Here is a 15,047-nt window from a genome sequence, read left to right as displayed (position 1 = left end):
CCAACAGGTTAATTAATCAATGGAGACGGAATCCTGATGCATTTCATCAACTGAAGTTCTCGCTCTGCCGTATTCCTGCTCCGCTTGGCTTTCGCTCTTGATATCAATTTTCCAACCGGTGAGTTTGGCAGCGAGACGTGCGTTCTGCCCTTTAATACCGATAGCCAGTGACAATTGATAATCAGGAACGATGACCCGTGCCATTTTCTCAGGTTCAAAGATCTGTACTTCAAGCACTTTGGATGGACTAAGCGCGTTCGCTACATATTCCTGAACCAGATCCGAATAACGGACGATATCGATCTTCTCACCGCGAAGTTCTGTAACGATCGTCTGAACGCGTGTGCCTCTAGGACCTACGCAGGAACCGACAGGATCGACTTCCGGATTACGGGAATACACAGCAATTTTGGAACGGAAGCCAGCTTCACGTGCAACGGAACGAATCTCAACCACGCCATCAAAAATTTCTGGTACCTCAAGCTCGAACAAACGCTTCAGCAGACCAGGATGACTTCGGGACAGCATAATCTGCGGTCCTTTGGTTGTGTTCTCAACCTTAGTGATATAGGCTTTGATGCGCTCGCTTTGCTTGAACTTCTCACCAGGCATCAATTCGCCAAGCGGAAGCACCGCCTCGATTTTGCCAAGATCGATGTAGATGTTGCGCATATCCTGACGCTGTACAAGGCCGGTAACAATATCATCTTCCTTGTCAATAAAAGCGTTATAGATGAGTCCACGCTCTGCTTCGCGAATACGCTGAGTCACAACCTGCTTAGCGGTCTGGGCGGCAATACGTCCGAAATCACGCGGTGTCACTTCAAGCTCAGCAATATCTTCAAGCTGGAAGTGCGGGTTAATCTCCCGAGCAGACGGCAGAGAGATTTCAGTCCGGATATCCAGGACTTCCTCTACAATCAGCTTGCGAGCATAAACCCTGATCACACCTGTTGCGCGATTCATGTCGACTCGCACGTTTTGCGCTGCATTAAAATTACGTTTATAACTGGAGATCAGTGCAGCTTCGATGGCTTCAAACAGCACATCCTTGCTTATGCCTCTCTCCCTTTCCAGTTCATTCATAGCATCAATAAACTCCATACTCATGAAATTCCGGTCCCCCTTTCAAGACGTTAAAAAATAATGGCCAATCTCGCGCTGGCAACTTTGGCATACGGTATTGTTTGTTCTTTTTTGCCCGCGGAGATGAGCAGTTCCTCGTTCTCGAACGAGAGCAACCGACCTTCGAATTCTTTGAGTCCTTGAATCGGCTCATAAACAGTCACATACACGTCCTTGCCTACCGCTTTAGCAACATCCGCAGCTTTTTTGAGCGGACGTTCAGCTCCCGGCGAAGAAACCTCAAGGAAATAAGCCTCAGGGATAGGATCATTCTCATCCAATTTTTGACTGAAATATTCGCTGATACTTCCGCAGTCATCAATATCTATGCCGCCTTCTTTATCAACGAATATGCGCAGAAACCAATTGGAGCCTTCCTTCACGTATTCAACGTCCACCAGTTCGAAACCATTGTCGTCGAGATAGGGCCCGAGCATCTGCTCTACCGTTTGTTTAATATTTGATTTGGGTGTGCTCAAAAGAAAATAACCTCCACGAACTTGTCTTTTGCTATATACCAAAGATAAAGAGTGGGTTTCCCCACTCTTTACACAACGGACTTATCTCATTATTACCAAAGAAATTATACCATACAGCGGTAGCACTGACAAGTGCTAGCCCTTGACTGCCTCTGTCGAACATTCATTTTCTAGATATTATGAGGCCTTAAAATAAGGAAAGCTGGTTGCTTTCCGGTAATCCGCGGAAGCAGCCCATCCCGGTTAGGAGCTCAATAACCGTCTTGCTCGCTTTTGATTTCTGCTGAAAATCTTCGATAGAGAGAAATTCGCCAGCATCTTTAGCGGCAGCAACGTTATAGGCTGCATTATCACCAATACCCTGCAATGCAGAGAAGGGAGGGATAAGACTGTTGCCGTCAACTATAAAGTTGATAGCATCGGACCGGTAAAGATCAATATTTTTGAAAACAAAACCACGCGCGGTCATCTCTAGTGCCATCTCAAGAATAGGTAGCATAGCTTTTTCCTTCGGCAAGGCCTGAAATCCTTTTTGCTCGATTTCGACAATCTGACGGGTTATGGCATCATAGCCCTTGCAGCATAACTCAATATCAAAATCCGCTGCTCTTACCGAGAAATAAGTCGCATAATATTCGATAGGGTGATACAGCTTGAAGTAGGCGGTGCGCACTGCAGATATAACATAAGCCGCAGCGTGCGCCTTTGGAAACATGTACTGGATCTTCAAGCAAGAATCGATATACCACTGCGGAACTTTGCATTTCTTCATTTCATCGATCCATTCGGACGATAGGCCTTTACCTTTACGCACACTTTCGGTAATTTTGAAGGCAAGTCCTGCATCCATACCCGCTTTATAAATTAGGAAAAGCATGATATCATCCCGACAACCAATAACGGTCTTGATGTTACAGGTGTTGTTCTTGATAAGGTCCTGAGCATTACCCAACCATACACCCGTACCATGTGACAACCCAGAAATTTGCAGTAAATCGGCAAAGCTTGAGGGTTGGGACTCTATAAGCATCTGGCGGACAAAACGTGTGCCCATCTCTGGAACACCATAGGTTGCAACCGGCGTGCGTATCTGATCGGGTCTTACCCCAAGTGAATCTGTAGAATTGAACATACTCATTACTTTGGGATCATTCATTGGGATCGACGTAGGATCAACACCTGTTAAATCCTGCAGCATCCGCATCATCGTCGGATCGTCATGACCTAGAATATCAAGCTTAAGCAAGTTGGCATCAAACGCATGATAATCAAAATGAGTCGTCTTCCACTCAGAGTTCACATCATCGGCTGGAAATTGCACAGGTGTAATATCTTCTATTTCCATATAGTCCGGCAAAACGACTATTCCACCGGGATGTTGACCCGTGCTTCGCTTCACACCCGTGCAGCCAGCCGCTAGACGGCCGACCTCAGCGCCGCGCCAGCGTTTCTGATGATGTTCCTCGTATTTCTTGGTAAAGCCAAAGGCGGTCTTCTCAGCTACCGTACCGATTGTGCCCGCACGGAATACGTTATCCGGTCCGAACATCGTCTTGGTGAAATTATGGGCATTCGGCTGATAAGCACCCGAGAAGTTAAGGTCGATATCGGGAACCTTATCGCCCTTAAATCCAAGGAAGGTCTCAAATGGAATATCCTGGCCTTCTCCCCTCAGCCTGCCCCCGCAATCCGGACAGGCCTTGTCCGGCAAGTCGAACCCGCTCGGCACACTGCCGTCAAGGAACCATTCTGAATGTCGGCATTCTGAATTACCGCAGATATAATGGGCCGGAAGCGGATTAACCTCGGATATCCCGAGAAAGGTCGCTACTACAGAAGAACCTACAGATCCCCGAGACCCGACAAGATAACCATCTTGGTTCGATTTTTTAACGAGACGTTCAGAAATCAGATAGTTGGCAGAGAAACCAAATTTGATAATCGGCGCCAGCTCTTTTTCCAGACGGGCTATCACTACCTCTGGCAGCTCCTCGCCGTAAATGGACTTTGCCGTATTGTAGCAGGTCTCGCGGATTTCCTCATCGGCACCCTCAATAACAGGTGTGAATAACTTATCCGGAAACAACTCGTAATCTTCGAAACGTTCAGCCAACGCCACTGTATTGGTGACAACGACCTCCAATGCTTTTTCAGAACCCAGAAATTCAAATTCCGTCAGCATTTCATCGGTTGTCCGAAAATGGGCATCTGGTTTGCGCAAATCCTTCAGTGGGCTAAAGCCCGTAATTCCATTAATGGTGATATCACGGAACAGCTTATCACGTGGTTCAAGATAATGGACGTTACCTGTAGCAATAACCGGCTTGTTCAATTGATCTCCAATTTCGCAGACCTTGCGCACCGCACCCCGCAACTCCTCAGGACTGGCCACAAAACCTTTGTCCACCAAATGCATGTACATGGTCAGCGGCTGAATCTCCAGAACATCATAGAATTGGGCAACCTCCGTCGCTTCCTCCGTGGTTTTGTTCAGCACTGCCTCAAAGAACTCCCCGCGTTCGCAACCGGAAATAATCAGCAGACCATCTCGCAGCTCTTCCAGTTTCGACTTTGGAATACAAGGTACACGCTTAAAGTATTCCGTATGCGACATCGAAATTAGCTTATACAGATTCTTCTTGCCAATAGGGTTGAGCGCATAAATGCAGCAATGGAACGGACGCACGGTTGAGAGATCATTACCCACATAATCATTCAGCCGATCAAGTCGTGTCATGCCTTTCAGCTTCTGCGCATCGACCAGCAAACCGTTTAGAATCCCACCCAAAGCAACGGTATCATCTATCGCACGGTGATGGCTCTCCAACAAAACTTTATATTTGTCGGCCAAAGTGTTCAGCCTGTGATTTTTCATAGTCGGATACAGCAGACGTGCCAGTTCAAGCGTATCCAGCGTGGGATTAGTCAGCTTTGGCAGCCCCAACTTCACAAGGGATGCTTGAATAAATCCCATATCAAATCTGGCATTATGCGCAACAAGTATGCTGTCCCCTACAAAATCCACAAACTGATGCAGCACGGGTTCCAGATCAGGGGCATCCTTGACCATTTCATCCGTTATGCTCGTCAACTGCTGGATATGATAAGGAATCTTCTCATGCGGATTAACAAAAGTAGAATAACGGTCAAGTTCCTTACCCTCGCACATTTTAATTGCTGCCAGCTCGGTAATATTATTGCGAGTAATCGATAAACCTGTGGTCTCAATATCAAATACGACATAGGTTGCCGTCTTGAGTTCCAGCTCCTGAGCGTTCTCGACTATATTTACAGCGTCATTCACTACATTTGCTTCGACCCCATAAATCATCTTAATCTTGTTCTTATGTGCAGAATGCGCTGCGTCCGGAAAAGCTTGAACCACACCATGATCGGTGACGGCAATTGCCGGATGGCCCCATTTGGAAGCTGTTTTGACATATGCATCAATGGAAGCCACCGCATCCATCGCGCTCATCTTCGTGTGAAGATGGAACTCCACCCGCTTCTGCGGAGCATTATCTTTACGTGCAGGAGGAGCCTGTACTTCCGACAGATCCGAGGGAATCATAACCAGCTCAGGAATCTGCATAAAACGATCGAATTCCACCTTGCCACGTGCTCTCACCCATTTACCGTTTGCAAGCTGGCTCATTACCTTTAAATCCTCTTTGTTCTTGGCAAACATCTTCATCTGCAGTGAATCGCTGAAATCGGTCAGACTAAAGGTGAACAGCGTACTGCCGTTACGCAACTCCTTGCGGTCCAGCCCAAAGATCGTACCTTGAATGGTAATCTTCTTCTCTTCATCCTGTATATCCACCATAGGAACAGCCTGCTCCTTGATCTCGTAACCAACCTGTAGCCGGACTACCTCTCCGGAGTCGCCTTCTTCTGCTGAAATCTCTGGCTCGGTGGCGGACATCATTAGCTCCACTAGCTCCCGCTCTTCCTGCTGGACCTTTTGCTGCAATTCTTCATAGACGTTGACGTTACTCACATTTTCCGCCATTTGCACTTTAATCTTAAGAACAAGACCAAAGTACTTCTCGTAAAATTTGATAATCGCCGCGTCAATCCCTTTTTTGCGGGCCAGTTCTAGCGAAGTAGAATCACTCATCGTCAGATATAATATATCGCCCTTAAGCTCTTGAGTTGAACGAGTCATCCAGCCGTTAACGGAAGGAATCTCGCGGTGTACCCATTCCAGAAACAGCCCCCAGTACTCTCCAACAAGGTCTGCCCTGCTAACTTTTTCATCATATAAAAACAAAAAGCTTACTTTGGCAATATGCTGCAGCTTATCACGCATTCTGAGGCAAAATGTTCGATAGGTCTGTGCTGGAACCAGAGTTTCTTTATTGATTACAATATGCCAATCCCGGTTGCCACGGCTGATCTCCACACGTTCTATATACCCGTCCAAAAAGTAGGGGTCAATCAGCGCGGGTGGTATTTCTCCCTGCTTCATCAGCAACTCGAACCGTTTTCTTCTCTCCATGTTCTGTTCCATGCTATCCCCCTTACCTGACTGAAGCTTTAACTCTCTGACATTATGATAAAAAGCTTCCAGGATAAAAAGCATTGGGTTCTTTCGGCCCGCCGACTCCTCTCGCCAGAAGCTACATTTGAAATATCATATAATTTGATTGAACTTAGTAAGCCTTAGCAAAAACAACCGTATGCTTAGCTGGCTCTCCACAGCAAATACAGATTTCTTTGACTTCTGCCGGGTTAAAAGGAATATTGCGGCTGCCTGCCCCAGTTTCTTCTTTAACCTTGGTCTCACATTCCTCGGAGCCGCACCAGCCTGCAAGGGCAAAGCCACGTTTCTCTTCCATGGAAGCCTTCATTTCTTCTAGTGTATCTACAGAATAGAAGTTATCCTCACGGAACTTCAAAGCACGCTCGAACATGTCTTTATGAACTTGCTCCAGCATGGCGTTGACCTCTTCCACGAGATTCTCCTGCTGAACGACCTTCTTCTCGCCTGTAACACGTGAGACTAGCACGCAAACGCCATTCTCCATATCACGTGGTCCAAGCTCCAGACGGACAGGTACACCACGCATTTCGTATTCGTTGAATTTCCAGCCAGGCGTTACGTCAGCACGATCGTCTACACGCACGCGAATTCCGGCACTTTTCAGTTCCTGGAACAGCTCGTCCGTCCGTCCAATCACAGCTTCACGAGTCTTAGGTGGTCCAATCGGAATCATAATGACCTGAGTTGGGGCAACCTTTGGTGGCAAGACGAGACCACGGTCATCACCATGCACCATGATTAACGAACCGATCAGGCGCGTACTAGTTCCCCATGAAGTAGTGTGTACATACTCAAGCACGTTCTCACGGCTTAAATATTGGATATCAAAAGCAACGGCAAATTTGGTACCCAAATAATGTGAGGTTCCCGCTTGGACTGCACGTCCATCCTTCATCATGGCCTCAATGGAGTAAGTATCCACTGCTCCGGCAAATCTCTCCGAAGGCGTCTTCTGCCCAGTGATAACCGGGATGGCCAAGTAGCCCTCAACGAAATCACGATAGATTTCCAGCATGCGCATCGTTTCTTCACGAGCTTCGGTTTCTTCCTCATGCGCGGTATGCCCTTCCTGCCAGAGAAATTCACTTGTGCGAATAAACGGCAGGGTCCGTTTCTCCCAGCGAACAACGTTTGCCCATTGGTTGATTAGAACCGGTAGGTCACGATACGATTGAATCCACTTGGAGTACATATGGCCAAACATAGTTTCCGAAGTCGGGCGAATCGCCAGACGCTCTTCCAGCTTATCTCCACCTGCTTCAGTGACCCAAGGCAGTTCCGGATTGAAACCCTCAATATGTTCCTTTTCCTTTTGAAAAAAGCTTTCTGGAATAAACAGCGGGAAGTAAGCATTACGGTGGCCCGTTGCCTTAAAGCGGCGGTTCATTTCCTCTTGAATATGCTCCCAAATTTCATAGCCATCCGGCTTAAATACAATACAACCCCGTACTGGAGAGTAATCCATCAGGTCAGCTTTTTTAATAACATCAATGTACCAGCGTGAGAAATCCTGCGCCTGTGGTGTGATTTCTGTAACGAACTGCTTATCTTTTGACATGTAATGAAGTTCCTCCCAAAGAAAATTATCCAGTGATCAAGCGCAATATATCATTATAAGTAACGGCAATCATTAGCAAGAACAGCATCGCGAATCCGACAAAATGGACCATACCTTCATGTCCTGGATCGACTGGTTTACCACGCAGTGCCTCTACGCCCAGGAACGCCAAACGGCTTCCGTCAAGTGCGGGAATGGGCAGCAGATTGAAAATACCCAGGTACAAACTCAGTATTGCTGCCCAATAAGTCAGATATTCAATGCCCTGCTGGGCAATCTGGCCCGTCAACTCAAATGTACGAACCGGACCTCCAATATCATCCATATTGAATTTATTTATTAGCTGTTTAAATCCCAGAAATATCGCCTTGGTCGTGTCGACCATAGCAACACCGGAACCCTTTACTGTCTCACCTATGCCAGCCTTACGACTAGGAAGTTCAGGTGTGATCCCAACCTTGCCACCTTCTTCACCCTCCATACCGCGTGGCACCATAGTCACGTTAATCGTCTCTTCACCGCGCAGCAAAGTCCATTTCATTTCCTTGCCTTTAGACTCCGAAGTTAGAGTTATCATCTTTTGGTAATCGGCGCCGATCTTTTCCCCGTTGATAGACTCAACAATGTCACCTTTTTGCAGACCGGCCTCTTGCGCCGGCATTCCCTGGCTAACATCCCCTATCTTAACGAAGGTAGGATTCTCGACTGGAATTCCAACCATTTGTAAATGGATAGCAAATAGAACAAATGCTAACAGGAAGTTCATCACAGGACCTGCAACAATCGCTAATGCACGCTGTCCAACCGTTTTACTGCCGAATTGACGGTCTTTAGGAGCAATTTGAGTCTGCTGTGTCCCTCTGATCATCATCGCTTGTGGGTGTACGTCATAGGTAGTTACTTCTCCATCTACATCCAGTCGAATTACTAGTTCAACCTCAAGATCAGTATATTGTGCTTCGCCACGGATGACATTTCTGCGAGTGTCGAGGGCATCGAGATAGATATTCTTAACCTTGTTATCCTGTCCAAGTCTCACAGCGATGGTCTGACCTGAACCGATCTCGATAATCTCAGGATCTTCACCAGCCATACGCGCATACCCTCCAAAGGGTAGTAAGCGAAGGGTAAACTGGGTTTCATTGCGTTTATAAGAAAACAGTTTCGGGCCGAAACCGATAGCGAATTCCCGGACGAGAATACCGGCGCGTTTAGCGAAATAGTAATGTCCCCATTCATGAACGGTCACAAGGACAAAAAACATGAGCACCGTTAAAAAAACAACTTGAACCATTTCCAAGCATAACAACCCCCTTTAGGTGTAAGACCGAAGTATGTCCTCTTAATTTATCATTATTCTCTGATCGGGCACAAGAGAATCAACAGTCCATACCTATTTTTAGGGCAACACAAGTATTTCCAGTTGTAAAACAAACCTTAAACCTTTTAAAGGCTAGAAGCCAGCTCGCGGACAGTCCGGTCAGTGAACTCAATTAGCTCCAAATCCGGATATCCCGAATTCAGATGTCTCTGCAATACCTCCGAAATAATCTCCTCAATACGCAAAAATGGAATTTCACCTCGTAGAAAACGAGCAACCGCAATTTCATTAGCAGCATTAAAGGCGGTTGTTGCTGTTCCACCAGCCTTGCCACAGTCTATAGCCAGTCTAAGGGCTGGGTAACGTTCATAATCCATCTCTCGAAAAGTGAGCCGCCCCACCTCAGCAAGTGAAAGACGCTGTGCCGGAGATTTCCAGCGCTCGGGATAGGTCAGTGCATATTGGATGGGCACACGCATATCAGGGTTACCAAGCTGGGCAATGATGCTGCAGTCGCGGAATTCTACATAAGAATGGATAATGCTCTCTGGATGCAGCAGCACGTTAATCTGCTCATAAGAAAGCCCGAACAACCAATGGGCTTCGATCACCTCAAGGCCTTTATTCACCATCGTGGCGGAATCGATCGTTATTTTGGCTCCCATGCTCCAGTTTGGATGACGAAGTGCATCTTCCACCGTTACATTTTTTAGTTGATCCCTATTGTAATCCCGAAAAGACCCACCAGATGCAGTTATTGTAATTGAAGCAACATCTTCACGGTTCTCACCATTCATACATTGAAAAATAGCGGAATGTTCACTGTCCACGGGCAGCAGCTTAACACCTTTACGAATTGCGAGCTCTGTCACCAAATGTCCGGCGGTTACAAGCGTCTCTTTATTCGCAAGACCAATATGCCTACCGGCTTCGATAGCTGCGAGGGTTGACTGCAGTCCTACACTGCCCATTACAGCTGTGACGACCATTTCAGCGTCTCCACCTGCAGCGATCTCAACCAGGCCTTCATTGCCGCTAAATACTTCTATTCCGGAAGGCAGGCTAGAACTTATTTCCGCTGCCAACTCCTTTGTGGCAACAGAGACACGCCGTGGCTTGAACCGGCGAACCTGTTCCATCAGCAATGTTATGTTGCTACCCGCCGCCAAACCTTCTATTTCAAAAGATTCCGGGTGCATGGCCACAACATCAAGTGTCTGAGTGCCGATTGAACCTGTAGAACCAAGAATACTTATTTTTTTCACAGTTGTACTCCTCCGTTAATAGTAAGGCATGAGCATTACAATATGTACGAACGGAAATACGATAATCCAGCTGTCACAGCGGTCTAGAATACCACCATGGCCGGGCAAAAGTGAGCCCGAATCCTTAATACCGTATACCCTCTTATAGGCAGACTGTACAAGATCTCCAAGTTGACCCAGAACTGCGCAGGAAAGACCAATAAGCAGCGCTCGTCCAATCGTCAGCAGATCAGGAACAAATATCGCAAAAGCTAAGGAAATGATCATAGAGATCAGAACTCCACCAACTGCACCCTCTATTGTTTTGTTGGGGCTAATTGCTGGCCATAACTTATTCTTTCCAAAGCTCCTGCCCACAAAATAGGCCCCAGCATCACTTCCCCATATACAAAAGAGGAGCAGGAATGTCCAGAATAAACCATGTCCGTCATTAGATGCACGAGCCACAGCCATGTAGGAGAAACCCATCCCTAGATATACGATACCCGTAAACAGCAATGCCGTGATGCGAATATCTAATTTATTCTTAGTGAATACAGTAACCAGAAGAAATAGCAGCAACAGCAGCCAAATCCCTTGTTCCCACGATAAAGGTGCCGAAACTCCAAGCAAACCCCATGGAATCATAAAAATAAGAACCGCAGCATAACCAAGTAAAGCACTGCCTCTAAACGCAGGCGTGCCTGTCATTTTCACAAACTCATAATACCCGATAAGAGCCATGGCAGTTAGCAAAAGCTGATACGACCAGCCTCCCAAAAGGCATAAACCTAAAAATAATGCACCGGCAATAATTCCGGTAATTAAGCGCTGCTTCAAAGGTTCTCATCTCCCATCAGGCTACTTCAGTCCACCATAGCGCCGTGTGCGCCGCTGATATTCAGCCACTGCCTGAAGCAAATGCTCTTTGTCGAACTCCGGCCAGTACACATCCGTAAACCATAGTTCACTGTAAGCAAGCTGCCATAACATGAAATTGCTGAGCCGCATTTCACCACTAGTGCGAATTAGCAGATCAGGATCAGGTATGCCGCTGGACAACAAACGACTGTCAATCAGTGCTGATGTAATTTCTTCAGGTGACAACAAGCCCGCTTGTATGTCCCGCCCCAAGGCTTGCATACAATCCGTAATTTCCTTGCGTCCCCCATAATTCAAGGCAAAATTCAGTATAAGGCCTGTATTCCCTTCCGTTCGCGCCACAGCCACTTCCATAGCTTTACGGGTATAAGAAGGTACTTCGTTCATATCGCCCATCACGCGTACCTGAACGTTCTTCTCGATCAACTCATCCAGCTCAATCGCCAAGAACTCCTCCGGCAAACGCATCAAGAAATCTACTTCTTCCTTGGGACGCTTCCAATTTTCCGTTGAGAAAGCATACATGGTCAAAAATTGAACACCCAGCTCATCTGCGGCAATGGTGGCGCGTTTAACAGCCTTCATCCCGTTTCGATGACCGACAATCCGTGGCAAACCGCGTCGCTTGGCCCAACGCCCATTGCCGTCCATAATTACAGCCACATGTCGGGGAATGTTATCCGGTGAAATCTCGACTGGCTGATGCTTGTCTTCACGGCCCAGCCATGCTTGAACCCGTTTAATCATTTCCTTTTCCTCCAAGCTCTTATCAGAAAGAGACAAACCCCACCATAAACGGAGGGGCTTTTTGTCTCTTGAGTATCATTATACTTCCATAATCTCTTTCTCTTTGGACAAGAGCACTTTGTCAACTTCGGCTATGAACTTATCCGTTGTTTTTTGGATGTCTTCCTGATGACCGTGGGATTCATCTTCAGATATCCCGTTTTTTTCCATCTTCTTGATATCATCATTGGCATCACGGCGAATGTTGCGAATAGCTATCTTAGCCTCTTCGCCAAACTTCTTCGTGAACTTCACTAACTCAGTCCGGCGATCTTCTGTCAGTGCAGGAATAGAAAGACGAATGATTGTGCCGTCGTTTGCAGGAGTTATTCCAATGTCCGACTTCATAATCGCCCGTTCGATGTCTGACATCGATGTTTTATCCCATGGTTGGATTAGCAGGGTCCGAGAATCCGGCGTGCTAATATTGGCCAACTGATTAATAGGAGTAAGGGAACCATAATATTCAACCTGGATACGATCCAGTAGCGATGTTGATGCACGACCTGCACGCAATGAAGCTAAGTCACGTCTCAGCGACAAAATCGCTTTTTCCATACGTTCTTCAGCACTTTGTTTGATTGCTTGTGGCATTAATCTACACTCCCTTTAACAATAGTCCCGATCTTCTCACCGAGAACAACACGTTTGATATTACCTTGTTGCGTAATGGCAAACACAATGAGTGGTATATTGTTGTCCATGCACAGAGAAGAAGCAGTAGAATCCATAACGCCAAGATTTTTGTTCAGAATATCCATATAGGTCAGCTGATCATATTTCACCGCAGTGCTGTCTTTGAAAGGATCGGCAGAATATACACCGTCTACTTTGTTCTTTGCCATCAGGATGACTTCAGCTTCGATCTCAGCTGCTCTTAATGCTGCTGTTGTATCGGTGGAGAAGAACGGATTACCCGTACCTGCTGCAAAAATAACCACACGGCCTTTTTCCAGATGCCGAATAGCACGGCGGCGAATGTAAGGCTCAGCGATTTGCTGCATGGAGATAGAAGTTTGCACTCTCGTTGGTACATCAATTTGTTCTAATGCGTCCTGCAGAGCAAGTGAATTCATGACTGTAGCCAACATGCCCATGTAGTCAGCAGTAGCACGATCAATACCGCTTGCACTACCTGCTATTCCGCGCCAGATATTACCACCGCCGCAGACTATTGCGATTTGTACTCCAAGCTCCACCACTTCTTTGACCTGTTCTGCGATCGAAAGAATCATCTCTGCATCAATGCCGTATCCGTTCGGTCCTGCCAATGATTCTCCGCTAACTTTAAGCACTACTCTTTTAAAAACCGGCTGTTCCAAATGTATACCCTCACTTTCTTACAAAAGACGGAACACTACTTGTACGTGTTCCGCTCTTCTGATGCTTGCCTATATTCTGTTCTTCAAAACTCTGAACATCCATTTACTTATTTATTAACTTGTGCCATTACTTCTTCGACAAAGTTGTCAACTTTCTTTTCCAGACCTTCACCCAGCTCGTAACGAACGAAACGACGGATGGAGATGTTCTCACCAATAGTGCTGACTTTTTCATTCAACAATTGGGAGATCGTTTTGTCTGGGTCTTTTACGAAAGTTTGCTCAAGCAAACAATATTCTTCATAGAATTTGCTGATGCGTCCTTCTACCATTTTCGCCACGATTTTCTCAGGCTTGCCTTCGTTCAGGGCTTGAGCAGTCAAAATTTCTTTCTCTTTATCCACTTCTGATTGCGGCACTTCTTCACGACGCACATAGCGAGGATTTGCAGCTGCGATTTGCATCGCGATATCGCGGGCAAAGTCTTTAAATTGATCTGTTTTACCTACGAAGTCAGTTTCGCAGTTAATTTCTACGAGTACGCCAATTTTACCACCAGCGTGGATGTAAGATTGAACAACACCTTCAGTTGCAATACGTCCTGCTTTACTTGCAGCTGCGGACAATCCTTTTTCACGAAGCAATTCAGCAGCTTTAGTAATATCATTATTTGCTTCTTCCAGTGCATGTTTACAATCAAGCATACCCGCGCCTGTTCTTTCACGAAGTTCTTTTACTGCCTTTGCGTCTACTGCCATTGTTTATTACCTCCAGATTATTTGTCGTTTGATTTCCTTATTGATGGTGCGTTACTCGAAAATAATAGAAAGAATAGCTGAAGCATATTCTTTCTATTATTTTAAAAAAAGGGCAGTGAGAGGTTATCCACCTGCCAACCACCCTTTTCATTTATGTTCTTGTTTAAGTTGTGTTGCTACTTACGCTGTAGTTGTTTCTTCGCCTTGGTGGGCTTCTACAACAGCATCAGCCATCTTACCAGTCAACAATTTCACGGCGCGAATTGCGTCGTCGTTGCCCGGAATAACATAGTCGATTTCGTCAGGATCACAGTTAGTATCAACAATAGCAACGATAGGAATTCCCAGTTTGCGAGCTTCCGCAACAGCGATACGCTCTTTACGCGGGTCAATAATGAACAGCGCGCTTGGCAATCCTTTCATGTTCTTGATACCGCCCAAGAATTTTTCAAGACGATCTTTCTCTTTGCGGAGAATGATAACCTCTTTCTTAGGTAGAACTGCGAAGGTACCGTCTTCTTCCCAAGCTTCCAATTTCTTCAGGCGATCAATACGCTTCTGAATAGTCTGGAAGTTAGTCAGGGTACCACCAAGCCAACGTTGGTTAATGAAGAACATACCTGAACGTTCAGCTTCTTCTTTTACGGAATCCTGTGCTTGTTTCTTTGTTCCTACGAATAGGATTGTACCGCCGTCACCAGCAACACTTTTCACAAAGTTGTAAGCTTCTTCTACCTTCTTGACCGTTTTTTGCAGGTCAATAATGTAAATTCCGTTTCTTTCAGTGAAGATATAACGATCCATTTTCGGATTCCAACGTCGAGTCTGATGACCGAAGTGTACCCCAGCTTCGAGAAGCTGCTTCATGGAGATTACTGCCATCTTCACACACCTCCTAGTTTTGGTTTATTGTGTGTCTCCTCCGCCGCGTGTCATCTTTCAGCAAGACTTTCTTCAGAAGAAAGCACCTCTTGTCGAAATCAACCGGCGTGTGTTATAACACCGTCAATTACTATACCATAATAT

Annotated in this window: 12 protein-coding genes; all 12 read right to left on the bottom strand. The window is 46.2% G+C overall.

Annotation, left to right across the window (positions count from 1 at the left end; genetic code table 11):
- Positions 1-12: 12 nt before the first annotated feature.
- Positions 13-1,110 (bottom strand): transcription termination factor NusA, encoded by a 1,098-nt coding sequence (nusA, locus tag H1230_RS13810; RefSeq protein WP_154120254.1) that lies wholly within the window; start codon positions 1,108-1,110, stop codon positions 13-15.
- Positions 1,111-1,136: 26 nt separating this feature from the next.
- Positions 1,137-1,604 (bottom strand): ribosome maturation factor RimP, encoded by a 468-nt coding sequence (gene rimP, locus H1230_RS13805; protein ID WP_154120255.1) that lies wholly within the window; start codon positions 1,602-1,604, stop codon positions 1,137-1,139.
- Between the two features lie 187 nt (positions 1,605-1,791).
- Positions 1,792-6,117 (bottom strand): PolC-type DNA polymerase III, encoded by a 4,326-nt coding sequence (locus H1230_RS13800; protein ID WP_239716209.1) that lies wholly within the window; start codon positions 6,115-6,117, stop codon positions 1,792-1,794.
- Positions 6,118-6,259: 142 nt separating this feature from the next.
- Complete coding sequence (gene proS, locus H1230_RS13795; RefSeq protein WP_239716206.1) at positions 6,260-7,708, bottom strand: proline--tRNA ligase; 1,449 nt, start codon at positions 7,706-7,708, stop codon at positions 6,260-6,262.
- Positions 7,709-7,733: 25 nt separating this feature from the next.
- Positions 7,734-9,008, bottom strand: coding sequence for an RIP metalloprotease RseP (gene rseP, locus H1230_RS13790; RefSeq protein WP_239716204.1), 1,275 nt, complete (start codon positions 9,006-9,008; stop codon positions 7,734-7,736).
- A 146-nt stretch (positions 9,009-9,154) separates the two neighbouring features.
- Complete coding sequence (locus tag H1230_RS13785; protein ID WP_239716202.1) at positions 9,155-10,294, bottom strand: 1-deoxy-D-xylulose-5-phosphate reductoisomerase; 1,140 nt, start codon at positions 10,292-10,294, stop codon at positions 9,155-9,157.
- Between the two features lie 15 nt (positions 10,295-10,309).
- The gene (locus H1230_RS13780) at positions 10,310-11,113 is read right to left on the bottom strand and encodes a phosphatidate cytidylyltransferase (RefSeq protein ID WP_239716175.1); all 804 of its coding nucleotides are present in this window, start codon (positions 11,111-11,113) and stop codon (positions 10,310-10,312) included.
- Positions 11,114-11,134: 21 nt separating this feature from the next.
- Entirely contained in the window at positions 11,135-11,902 is a 768-nt protein-coding gene (locus tag H1230_RS13775; RefSeq protein WP_239716174.1) for an undecaprenyl pyrophosphate synthase, read from the bottom strand.
- A gap of 78 nt (positions 11,903-11,980) precedes the next feature.
- Positions 11,981-12,535, bottom strand: a complete 555-nt coding sequence (gene frr, locus H1230_RS13770; protein WP_239716172.1) for a ribosome recycling factor — start codon at positions 12,533-12,535, stop codon at positions 11,981-11,983.
- The gene (gene pyrH, locus H1230_RS13765) at positions 12,535-13,263 is read right to left on the bottom strand and encodes a UMP kinase (RefSeq protein ID WP_154120269.1); all 729 of its coding nucleotides are present in this window, start codon (positions 13,261-13,263) and stop codon (positions 12,535-12,537) included. Before pyrH ends, frr begins: the two co-directional genes overlap by 1 nt.
- A gap of 107 nt (positions 13,264-13,370) precedes the next feature.
- Entirely contained in the window at positions 13,371-14,021 is a 651-nt protein-coding gene (gene tsf, locus H1230_RS13760) for a translation elongation factor Ts (protein WP_154120271.1), read from the bottom strand.
- A 180-nt stretch (positions 14,022-14,201) separates the two neighbouring features.
- Complete coding sequence (gene rpsB / locus H1230_RS13755; protein WP_239716170.1) at positions 14,202-14,903, bottom strand: 30S ribosomal protein S2; 702 nt, start codon at positions 14,901-14,903, stop codon at positions 14,202-14,204.
- Positions 14,904-15,047: the final 144 nt, after the last annotated feature.

The sequence above is a fragment of the Paenibacillus sp. 19GGS1-52 genome (genome assembly GCF_022369515.1).
Classification (GTDB): Bacteria; Bacillota; Bacilli; order Paenibacillales; family Paenibacillaceae; genus Paenibacillus_AQ.
This window is presented reverse-complemented; position numbering and strand designations above follow the sequence as displayed.

Excerpts from the sequence above, each read along its gene's own strand:
- nusA (WP_154120254.1), bottom strand. The coding sequence starts at position 1,110 with ATGAGTATGGAGTTTATTGATGCTATGAATGAACTGGAAAGGGAGAGA.
- H1230_RS13800 (WP_239716209.1), bottom strand. The coding sequence starts at position 6,117 with ATGGAACAGAACATGGAGAGAAGAAAACGGTTCGAGTTGCTGATGAAG.
- proS (WP_239716206.1), bottom strand. The coding sequence starts at position 7,708 with ATGTCAAAAGATAAGCAGTTCGTTACAGAAATCACACCACAGGCGCAG.
- H1230_RS13775 (WP_239716174.1), bottom strand. The coding sequence starts at position 11,902 with ATGATTAAACGGGTTCAAGCATGGCTGGGCCGTGAAGACAAGCATCAG.
- frr (WP_239716172.1), bottom strand. The coding sequence starts at position 12,535 with ATGCCACAAGCAATCAAACAAAGTGCTGAAGAACGTATGGAAAAAGCG.
- tsf (WP_154120271.1), bottom strand. The coding sequence starts at position 14,021 with ATGGCAGTAGACGCAAAGGCAGTAAAAGAACTTCGTGAAAGAACAGGC.
- rpsB (WP_239716170.1), bottom strand. The coding sequence starts at position 14,903 with ATGGCAGTAATCTCCATGAAGCAGCTTCTCGAAGCTGGGGTACACTTC.